Annotated in this window: 9 protein-coding genes; 5 read left to right on the top strand and 4 right to left on the bottom strand. The window is 39.3% G+C overall.

What is annotated here, in order from left to right; all coding sequences use genetic code 11:
* Positions 1-28: 28 nt before the first annotated feature.
* The 3 genes from F0227_RS13620 to F0227_RS13630 all read left to right on the top strand — a co-directional run bounded on the left by F0227_RS13620 (position 29) and on the right by F0227_RS13630 (position 2,683).
* The gene (locus tag F0227_RS13620; RefSeq protein WP_171753766.1) at positions 29-724 is read left to right on the top strand and encodes a response regulator transcription factor; all 696 of its coding nucleotides are present in this window, start codon (positions 29-31) and stop codon (positions 722-724) included.
* An 84-nt stretch (positions 725-808) separates the two neighbouring features.
* Positions 809-1,990 carry a HAMP domain-containing sensor histidine kinase gene (locus tag F0227_RS13625; RefSeq protein ID WP_171753767.1) on the top strand — a complete coding sequence of 394 codons (1,182 nt, stop codon included), beginning with the start codon at positions 809-811 and terminating at the stop codon, positions 1,988-1,990.
* A 45-nt stretch (positions 1,991-2,035) separates the two neighbouring features.
* On the top strand, positions 2,036-2,683 hold the full coding sequence (locus F0227_RS13630) for a hypothetical protein (RefSeq protein ID WP_171753768.1): 648 nt from the start codon (positions 2,036-2,038) through the stop codon (positions 2,681-2,683).
* A gap of 87 nt (positions 2,684-2,770) precedes the next feature.
* Here the strand turns inward: F0227_RS13630 and F0227_RS13635 are convergent, their stop codons facing one another.
* The 3 genes from F0227_RS13635 to F0227_RS13645 form a co-directional block, all read right to left on the bottom strand.
* Entirely contained in the window at positions 2,771-4,675 is a 1,905-nt protein-coding gene (locus F0227_RS13635) for a methyl-accepting chemotaxis protein (RefSeq protein ID WP_253822101.1), read from the bottom strand.
* A 234-nt stretch (positions 4,676-4,909) separates the two neighbouring features.
* Positions 4,910-6,292, bottom strand: a complete 1,383-nt coding sequence (locus F0227_RS13640) for an alkaline phosphatase (RefSeq protein WP_171753770.1) — start codon at positions 6,290-6,292, stop codon at positions 4,910-4,912.
* Positions 6,293-6,509: 217 nt separating this feature from the next.
* Positions 6,510-6,785 (bottom strand): hypothetical protein, encoded by a 276-nt coding sequence (locus tag F0227_RS13645; RefSeq protein WP_171753771.1) that lies wholly within the window; start codon positions 6,783-6,785, stop codon positions 6,510-6,512.
* 139 nt (positions 6,786-6,924) lie between these two features.
* Between F0227_RS13645 and F0227_RS13650 the strand changes: the two genes are divergently transcribed.
* Entirely contained in the window at positions 6,925-7,983 is a 1,059-nt protein-coding gene (locus F0227_RS13650; RefSeq protein ID WP_171753772.1) for a hypothetical protein, read from the top strand.
* Positions 7,984-8,118: 135 nt separating this feature from the next.
* Here the strand turns inward: F0227_RS13650 and F0227_RS13655 are convergent, their stop codons facing one another.
* Complete coding sequence (locus tag F0227_RS13655; RefSeq protein WP_171753773.1) at positions 8,119-8,985, bottom strand: GGDEF domain-containing protein; 867 nt, start codon at positions 8,983-8,985, stop codon at positions 8,119-8,121.
* 798 nt (positions 8,986-9,783) lie between these two features.
* Here F0227_RS13655 and F0227_RS13660 point away from each other — a divergent pair.
* Positions 9,784-10,020: an ogr/Delta-like zinc finger family protein gene (locus F0227_RS13660; protein ID WP_171753774.1), complete on the top strand. Its 237-nt coding sequence runs from the start codon at positions 9,784-9,786 to the stop codon at positions 10,018-10,020.
* Positions 10,021-10,136: the final 116 nt, after the last annotated feature.

Here is a 10,136-nt window from a genome sequence, read left to right on the forward strand (position 1 = left end):
TGGTCGATAAAAATACAAGGGTGACTAAATGAAGCGCATACTTATCATTGAAGATAACCGCAATATCGCTGGCATCTTATTCGATTATTTTGAAAGTAATGATATTAGCCTTGATTATGCAGACAACGGAGAGTTAGGAGTTAAGCTCGCTCAAGAGGTCAACTTTGATATTATTTTACTGGACTTAATGTTACCCAGAATGAACGGGCTGCAAGTTTGTGAAACGTTAAGGGAGTTAGGTAACAAAACCCCTATCCTTATGCTAACCGCGCTAGACAGTAAAGAAGATATGCTTACGGGTTTTAAGTATGGCGCAGACGATTATGTCACCAAGCCTTTTGATTTATCGATTCTAGAAGCAAGAATGCATGCTTTAATCAATAGATACCGAGAGACTGTGGCTAAATCAATACTCTCTTTTTCAACGATTACTATTGATCAAAAATCGCATACAGCAACAAGGGAAGGAAAAAGCCTGATACTAAATCCAACAACTTATACCATTTTAGAGCTTTTATGTATAAAGGCGCCGGCAGTGTTAACGAGACAGGAGCTGATTCAGACCCTTTGGAAAGAAGATAAAGATTGTGATGCCGTGTTACGGACTCATATTTATCAGCTTAGAAGGCAGCTAGACAAACCATTTGCTAAAGCGATGCTGCTCACTGTACCTAAAGTTGGTTTTAAACTTGAGGCGGATTCCAATGATGCTGCTCCCCTATAACACCAAAGCCTATCTGGTCGGCTACATATTCTTTTTGTTACCTTATCAATCTGTTTTTCTCTGGTAGTTTTAGGCGTGTTTCTGATGACGCTGAGTTGGGCCGAAGATCAAGTGGGAAAGCGACGTGTTCAATTAGAAAAAGAAGTTGCTATTAAACAGTTTGTCTCTGGAGCACAGAGCCCTATTCAGCTTGATTTATTAACCAGTGCCTACAACGACATATCGCAACTTCCCGTCGATATTCAAAACCTTATTAAAGATAAAAATCACTTCATTGGTGAATTCGGCGCTTTTCCCAACGCAAAAATGATCTATTTTGACCAGTATTATCATTCAGAGTCACAGCAAAATAGACCACTAATCATATTAATGGACTTTGATATCTTAGAGCTCAGCATAGAAGAGATAGCTTACGGAGCATTTTATGTGTTCATTCTATTGCTTTCACTGTTACTCATTTTTAGACGACTGCTTAAATTATTGTCTCAAAAGCTAATTGACCCATTAAATGATATTGAAAGTCAGCTTAGTAACCAGATTGTAGGTAAAGACGTTCCTTTTGAAATTGAAAAGGAGGCTGCGGATGAGTTTCAGCACCTTATTAGAGAGCTCAATCATTACCGAGATGAGAATAATAAGTTATTAAAACGAGAACAAGCCTTCGCCCGATATGCCAGCCATGAACTAAGAACGCCACTCACAATCATCCAAGGGGCAAACAGTTTATTACGTAAAAAGGCTGAAAAACCGTTTTTACACAAGCAGATCAATCGAATAGATGAAGCGACTACCCAGATGAAAGTCATGGTAGATGCTCTTCTCTCAATCGTACGGTATGAGAACAGCGAAGGTAATCTTTCTGCTAGAGTTCTAACCAAAACAGAACTACAAAGTATCGTGGATAACAACATCAACGATTACGCTCCGATTCCCGTAGAGGTTTATGTCACAGTATTATCTGAACCAACCATTTATGCTTCAGAGGCAATTATTCAAATTTTAGTTGGTAATATTATTAGAAATGCCATCGAAGCATCAGACAAAGAAGACGTTGCCATTACAATGTCAGATTCCATACTGGCTATTAAAGACCAAGGTAATGGGTTAATAAAATCCTCCCCCAATGGACATGGGCTAGGCTTACTTATCGTTGATGAATTGTGCAGAAAATTTGGCTGGCGATTTTCGTTAGTAGAAAACCACGATTGTCGAGGATGCTTAGCAACGATACATTTTAATACCATAAGTAACCACAACGAGCAGTAAAAGCAAAAATGGACAACAGGCCAAAGGATACAGGTAGGACGAATAGTGACTTCATATATTAAACATTTCACCATATTAATTTTAGCGGGCTCTATCTGCTATTTTTCATATACCCTTTCAAAATTGGTGATAGAAATAGCAAAGACCAGAGAGGCGATTCCACAACTAGTGGAACAGGCTTCAACGCTGGAACAGTCGATAAAAGTGTCACAGTGGCTAAATGTTGCTAATGATCTCACCCAGCAACTCCCATCGGTTGTGACTCAAATATCTCAGGTAAATAAGCAAATTCCAGACATTGTCTCGCAAATTGATACTCTGCAAAAAACAACCATCCCTTCAGTACTAAGCGAAGTAAAAATCGTGAGAGAACAAGTGGTTCCACCTTTGCTCGAGCAAGTTGAATTAACCAATAAAACGACGATTCCTCAAATACTTGCAGAAAGCAAACAGTTAAGAATAAAAACCATCCCAGAAGTTATTAAAGAGTCTTCCGAGATTAGAGCGTTAACCCCTTCGGTTTTATCTCGAGTAGAAGTCATCTCTGACAACACAGAAAAGATCGTGAGCAAAGCGACAGCAAGTGCAGTGGAAGGAACCGTAAAAGGTGTTATTGCTACTCCCTTTTCTATTCTTGGTGATATTGGCGACAGAGTTATTCCAAATAAGGAAAACGACAATAATGAAGAGTAACCTTGCCACTTCACACACTCTATTGGGATAAAAAAAGAGCACATTAGTGCTCTTTTTCTCAGTTATTGCAATACGGTTTTCTAGCCATTATTGCAATTTAAACTGCCTTACAATAGACGCCAATTGCTGGTTACTTGATGATAAGTTCCCGGTACTTTCCATACTTTGTGCGCTATTCCCTGTTAGCTCTTCAACCATATTTTGAATCGCCACCATATTGCGATTGACCTCTTCAGTTACCGCGCTCTGTTGCTCGGCTGCGGTCGCAATCTCTAAGCCAAGATCATTTATTCTCATCACTGAGTTAGCCATTAGATCTAAGCTTTCATTAACATTTTCAGTTGTTTCTGCCGTCTGTTGACAACGTAGTTTGGTATCATCCATCGCCTTAACGACTGTTTTAGTTCCATCATTCAGGTTGGCAAGCATGGTGTTAATTTCTGAAGTGCTTTGCTGAGTTCTCGCGGCTAAAGCCCTTACCTCATCAGCAACAACAGCAAAACCTCTCCCTTGCTCTCCCGCTCTTGCAGCCTCAATAGCGGCATTCAAGGCCAGTAAATTAGTCTGATCAGCAATGTCACCAATCACACTCAATACCGAGCCAATTTTTTGTGAATCCTCGTTCATGGTGTTAATGCTTTCAGCCATCACCTCAACTTCATGAATCAAATCAGCCACACTGGTTACTGCGCCGCTAACAACCCCTTTAGACTGCTCTGCTTCATCGCTCGTTATACGAGTAAACTCCGCAGTTTGAGATGCGCTTTGTGACACACTGTCTGCAGTAGAGCTCATTTCATTAATTGCGGTAACAACCTGATTGGTTTCCATCGCGTGAGATGCTAATACAACATCATTGCTTTCCGATTGAGCGCGTAGCAGTTCAATATCATTAGAAATTCGCTGTGATGAGTCAGAAACTTCCAACATCATCGACTGAAGATTACTAATAAAGGTGTTCACCGCATCGGCTATCTGTCCCAAATCATCTTGACTTGTTACCTCAAGGCGACGAGTTAAATCGCCGTTTCCTTGTGATAAATCGACTATGGTGCTTTTTAACGCCAAAATAGGACGATAAGCTAAGTTTAATGTGAAGAAAAGAACAGCAATAGCCACAAGCAATAATATGCCGGCTGTTATCAGTGAGGTATCTACCGCTTCTTCAACTTTTTGATAAGCAATAGATTTATCAACACCAACCAAAAGATGCCAGCTAACATCATTATCTAATTGTATCGAACGGAAAAACGCGACTTTTTCAACGCCACCAAGGGAGTAATCTATCTGACCCCGTTCTTGATTTAATAAGGCGTCGGTAAGTTGGCTCAAGTCCGAGAAGTCCGTAAGCTTGGTTTTTCCCGGAACATCCACTTCACCATTTGATGCAATGGTTAAGCTTTTATCATCATACAGCCCCATCATCGCGCCAGGGAATGGTGGCTCTTTTACCATTTCATCCAGCAAACTAAGCTCAATATCCGCTAATAAAACACCTTCAAACTGACCTTGTCGATAGAAAGGTTCGGCAATGCTAACCATTAAGTTACCAGTCGATGCGCCTGTATATATATCGGTTATAACCGTATCGCCTTTCTGTTTAGCTTGTTGATACCAACCTCGCGTACGTGGATCGTATTTCGCTAACTCACGTTTGCCACTGCTATCACCATAAGAGCGGCCATCATCAAAACCAACTACGATGCCAGACGCCAGTGAAGAGTGAGCTATTTGTTTAACCATTAACTCAATCTGATCATCACTTCTATTTTCTGAAAAACCAGGTGCATTAGTAACGACCGCTTTTTTGATTGAAGCGATCCAACTTAATATACTGTCAGAAGTACTATCAATTTTTAACATTGAGAAGTTATCAACATTTGTTTGGATAGACGTTGATAATTGTCGGTAGGATAAGTAGGTGGAAACTGCTAAAGAAGAGGTTAGCAGCACTATAACGACAGCAATAATTCTGCCTTTAAAACTAGCCATGACATTCATATTTATTACCACTTATTTTATTTATAATCGTGGTAAATATATCATTTAGCGACTAAGTATCTTTTTCATTAATAATAAAATTTTATTATCGATCACATTATTGATTTCGTTATCACTAAGTGTATCGTTTGCGTCAAATTAATAACAATAACTCATGAGCATTTTGAGCTTTTATTTAAAGCCTCAACTTTGCTGTTAAGGCTTTAAAGTTTAATACACGATTAGCTATTTAATGGTTAGCGAACGTATTAATTTAGGTACATCGGTATTGTTCAAGACACCTTCAAAATACTGAGAACCTGGACCCGCTGCGAATAGTGGGATCATATTACTTGAGTGACCGCCAGTGCTTGATTCTGCTCTAACGGCTCGATCTATTGCACCCGCTTTATAATGCGCAGCAATAACAGAACCGATTTCCCAGCCAACTTTGTATTGATACTTCAGTTTACCTTTATCTGAGAGCACGTTCTTATTCAATTCTGCGACTTGCTCATCTGTTACTTCAAATCCTGCGTACTTTTTAAATACCGCTTTAATTGATTCAGGAGTGTAACTCTTTCCATCTTCAGCGACGACTAACTGCCCTGCCATGTACTCTGGAGAAACCGTAATCGCTTTTAGTGCAGCGATATCCATTGGTTCTGTCACAGACAAGCCCATTGTTTCATGATCGGCAAGGACAACGACTAATGTGTCTTTACGCGCTTTTGCCCATTCCCATGTTTGTTGGACAGTGCGATCAAACTCCATCAGCTCTTTCCATACACCCGTCACATCTGCAGCATGAGCGGCATGGTCAATACGAGCACCTTCAACCATTAAGAAGAATCCATTTTCATCTTTCTTAAGTGTATCAATGGCCATTTCTGTCATTAGCTCAAGGCTTGGTTCTTGGCTGCCTACATCATCACGATCCAACTTGTAGTTCATATATGACTTGTTAAACAGCCCTAGAAGCTTGTCAGAACCTTTTGCATTGGCAAGTTGCTGCTTATCTTTTACGATTGTGTAACCGGCATCTTCAAACTTAGGTAATAGATCAACACCATCTTGTTTTTTGGCACCAAAATATTTCCATCCACCACCGAGTAACACATCATATTGATTGGCTAGCATTTGACGAGCAGCTTCAGGTTGTCCTTGGTAGCGATCTGCAACGCTCGCTGTAAATGCGGCAGGAGTGGCATCTGTAACAGTATTGGTAGAGATTACCCCTACTTTATGACCCGATTTTTGAAAGTCATCTAAGATTGAATCAACTTCAATCCCTTCAGCATTAACTCCGATAGCAGAGTTGTTCGTTTTCACTGCCGTAGCAAGAGCAGTACCCGCTGCTGCAGAATCAGTCACTTGTTTATTCGCAGAATATGTTCTCACCAAAGCAACATTAGGAAGAGACTCAATAAATAAGGTGCCTGCTTTGCCATATTCCATATGACGAGCAATTTCAATTTGACCTAATCCCATACCATCACCGATAAACACGATAACATTGTTAGGTTTTACAGGTTCAGCTTTTGCTTTTTCAAAGTCAGGTGCAGCTAATGCATGCTGAGAACCAAGAAGGGCAAGTGTTGTTGCTAGTGTAAGAGTTTTTAGTTTCATATCATTATCTTTTTTAGAAGTTAATTGCATAACAAAGTTCACGTCAGGCAGTTTACAAAAATATCAAGAATAATATGATACGATCCTCTCATTATTCAGAGGAATTATAATTAGCTGAGGAAATACTAGATAGATCTGTTGAAACTCAATAACCAGTCACAAATTACAGAAAAGCTAAAAAAGATTAACCAATTCGCGATCTTTATCCAGCAGAAGCTTATACAAGATGGTTTCTTGCTAACCCCCGCTTCACATTGGTACACAATTTACCGAAACGAGAAATATCATCAAAATTAGGAGAGTGACCATTAGCAATCGCGCTTTCCCAGTACATGACTTCCGTATCAACTAATTCTAACAACTTCTTTGGGCAGCCAATGCATCCACCTTTAGCTGAACAGATAAACGTATCTGGCTGATATAATGGCAGTTCATTTTTCACCTGCTTAATAATTTGTAACATCGCCGTTTGGCGATTCGGTTTTTTGCTCATAAATTTTATAACCATTGTGAAAAACGTGCTAACTGTTATCTTCTAAATCTGATTGTTCATTTTTTAAATTAACATATTGATTTTAAAAATCATTAACTTACTATTCGCATTCTATTCTTTAGATATTAAACAGACTTTTATGACTCGATTACGTCTTACTTTTATACTCATTAGCAGCCTAGTTCTTAGCAGCCATAGTTTGGCAAAGTGGAGCAACCCTGTCGATAAGTATTCAGAGGTATATAAGCAGTATCTAACTGCAAAATGCCCAATTTCAGCGAATAACATTAAGCACTTTGTCTATTTTGCCCGTGATCGCGAGCAGATCATTGATCATCCATTTTTAGCGAACAAACACTTTGTTGGCGCCCAGATCATGTACTCATGGGCTCAGTTAGAGGTTGAAAAAGACAACTATGATTTCTCAATTATTGAAAACGACAGACTTTACTTAGAATCCCAAGGCAAAAAACTTTTTGTTCAGCTTCAAGATGCGACATTTAATCCCAAATACAAAGGCGTCCCTAGTTACCTTCTGACTGAAGAGTATGCCGGAGGTACTATTCTTCAACGAACCGATGATGGCGAACCTGAAGGGTGGGTAGCGAAGCGCTGGAATAAGAACGTTCAGAAAAGATTTGCTCGATTACTTAACGCGTTAGGACAAAAGTTTGATGGCAAGATTGAAGGGATAAACTTACAAGAATCCGCTATTGGTGTTTCTCAGCAATATGATAAAAACTTTACTCCGGCTTTATACAGCGCGTCACTCAAGAGTAATATGCTGGCACTGAAAAGTGCTTTCCCTATATCGGTAACAATGCAATACGCCAACTTTATGCCGGGCGAATGGCTACCTTGGGAAGATGAGGGTTATTTAAAATCGATATACCAGTATGGAGAAGAGATTGGTGTAGGTCTAGGTGCCCCAGATCTGATGGTTCAAAGAAGAGGACAATTAAATCATGCTATCTCAATGATGCACGAAAGTAGCTATCAGGTTCCATTAGGCATTGCGATTCAAGATGGTAACTATATAGGTCAAACTAACTCAGATAAGGTAGTAGAAGAGCGCAAAAACATCGTTCCGTTACTACATGATTTTGCAAAAGACTTTATCAAAGTTGACTATATGTTTTGGGTCAATCAAGAGCCTTATTTTGAAAAAGATGTACTTTCATGTTTTTCTCAAGGCTAAAGCAAGCGTAATCAATATTTGAAATACAGCTTACATTAGAGAATTTCACGCGGTGATCTGATCTCTGACTGATTGATATAACTGATGCAAAAGGAAGCTAGCAGAAATGGCTTCCTTTCAAGGAGTCATTGTCAGCTAGTCACTACAACAACAATTTTTTCCCATCGACTTTGCTTTGTATAAAAGCTTATCCGCCTGAGAAAATAGAACCTCAAAATCGTCAGAGTGATGTTCGTTAGAAACGACACCAATACTAACTGAACTGTTCACTTTCTGGTTATTGCAATAGAGAATCAACTCTTCAACTGCTTTGCAGATGTTTTCTGCGATTTCTACGGCTTGCTGTTTATCGGTGTTCTTAAGGAAAACAACAAACTCCTCTCCTCCGATTCGAGCCACATAGTCGCCTTTTCGTAGGGATAACTTTATCGCATTAGCAATACGAATTAATAACTTATCACCAAATTGGTGTCCAAAATTATCATTAACTTGTTTAAAATAATCTACATCGATAATAAGTAAGCTCACCTTTCGCTCTTCATCTAAACAAAAGTAACTTTTACTCATATTTAAAAATGCGCGACGATTAGATAACCCTGTGAGAGAGTCCACTTCTGCTAAATGTTGCATCGCTTGAGACTGTTGTTTGTGAAAATCAACCCAGCGAAAACAAGCCAATATAAATGTAACAAAGCCTACCGATTTAAAAATGTCTTCGGCTATACCCACGTTGTCAGAGACATCCAGAAACTCATCAATAAAATCTAACGCGCTACCTACTGTCAGGATTGAAACAGAGAGAAATAAAAACAGATACACTTGCCTCGACTTTTTAATCTCTTCAATCTTAAACAGCAAGAAAAAACACACCAACATCTGACTCGTTTCAATAACAAGATCAATTTGGTTATCAGGCCGGATCAAAGGATAGAAAATGGCTAAATATATATTTAATACAACCAATGGCAGTATAAGCATCAGTTGACGTTTGTACCGTAGCATAAAATTCAAATATTTGATTTGTCACGATTCAGCACGACATATGCTGAGCTACTCAATAGTGCTGCTAATACTAACACTTATTGATATATTTTTAATCAAATTTAATCTTTCTAACAATGGCTAGGTCTATTCACCATCATTAAACAAGATGGAAATTAACCATGGACAGAATAATAAAAGCTCATAACCAGGGCGCTTATTCCTATAATCAAGCTAATTGAAACCATTGTAAGAGCAAGCCAGATCCAGATTCTCCAGCCGTTATAAGATGTTCTCAGCATCCATATCCCTCTTATAACCAATATCTCTAGCAACACCTCTAGGAGCAATAACCCAACGCTAAGAGGCATACTTTCGCTGTACTCCAAAGTTGCATTAATCGGTATCACTGCAAGAAAATAAAACACCCAGAATGTTATCGGTAGCCCGAACTCACCGTTCATTAATTTTCTAATCATTTTTGTACCTCACCTTTTTGTTCCACAATAGCAAAAAAAAAACCCTGAAGAGTGGATTTTTCTTATTGTATATAAATGTACTCAATCGGTTCGTGCTTGGGCTTCCCTTTGGGTATTCGCTAGTTTCAACAATTCGGTGGTACGCCTGTATCGATTTGGCGAGCACTACGCAAAACCTCGACCGAGGAAATTAAAGCACTCAAATGTGAAGAACTGACCGAGCTACACGGCCACCATAGAGATTCTAATTTTAATTACCAAATAGCCATCAAGTGAAGCAAGCCTGTTTTACTTGATAGGGGTTTCAACAAACGAAGAGCGTTAGTGCCAGAGATCAATTATGTTAATCACCTGCCCCAAGTGCGAAAGCAAAGCCCGTATTGCCACATCTAGAGCAATAACCAAAGAAACACGCGAGGCCTATTGCCAATGCATGAACTTAAATTGTGGGGTTATCTTTGTGACCTATACGTCTGTGCATCGGATTATTGAGCCAATTGGAGGGAAACCGAACCCAGAACTCCAGCCTGAATTGTGCAGGCCGGAGGATTTGGAGCAAGGGGAGTTGTTTGGGTGACTTGAAATGTGTTTGACCCTGTAAATAATTCTGTGTAACTGCCATTGGTTACAAGTATTCAGTTAATCGGTCTTCGAACATAATCATAAAGCGGTTCAGCGCTTGCTTCCAGTTTC

The organism is Vibrio sp. 99-8-1 (assembly GCF_013114595.1).
Classification (GTDB): domain Bacteria; phylum Pseudomonadota; class Gammaproteobacteria; order Enterobacterales; family Vibrionaceae; genus Vibrio.

What these genes read in the sequence shown, in the direction of transcription:
- F0227_RS13625 (WP_171753767.1), top strand. Translation starts at nt 809, where the DNA reads ATGACGCTGAGTTGGGCCGAAGATCAAGTGGGAAAGCGACGTGTTCAA.
- F0227_RS13635 (WP_253822101.1), bottom strand. Translation starts at nt 4,675, where the DNA reads ATGGCTAGTTTTAAAGGCAGAATTATTGCTGTCGTTATAGTGCTGCTA.
- F0227_RS13645 (WP_171753771.1), bottom strand. Translation starts at nt 6,785, where the DNA reads ATGAGCAAAAAACCGAATCGCCAAACGGCGATGTTACAAATTATTAAG.
- F0227_RS13650 (WP_171753772.1), top strand. Translation starts at nt 6,925, where the DNA reads ATGACTCGATTACGTCTTACTTTTATACTCATTAGCAGCCTAGTTCTT.
- F0227_RS13640 (WP_171753770.1), bottom strand. Translation starts at nt 6,292, where the DNA reads ATGAAACTAAAAACTCTTACACTAGCAACAACACTTGCCCTTCTTGGT.
- F0227_RS13660 (WP_171753774.1), top strand. Translation starts at nt 9,784, where the DNA reads ATGTTAATCACCTGCCCCAAGTGCGAAAGCAAAGCCCGTATTGCCACA.
- F0227_RS13655 (WP_171753773.1), bottom strand. Translation starts at nt 8,985, where the DNA reads ATGCTACGGTACAAACGTCAACTGATGCTTATACTGCCATTGGTTGTA.
- F0227_RS13620 (WP_171753766.1), top strand. Translation starts at nt 29, where the DNA reads ATGAAGCGCATACTTATCATTGAAGATAACCGCAATATCGCTGGCATC.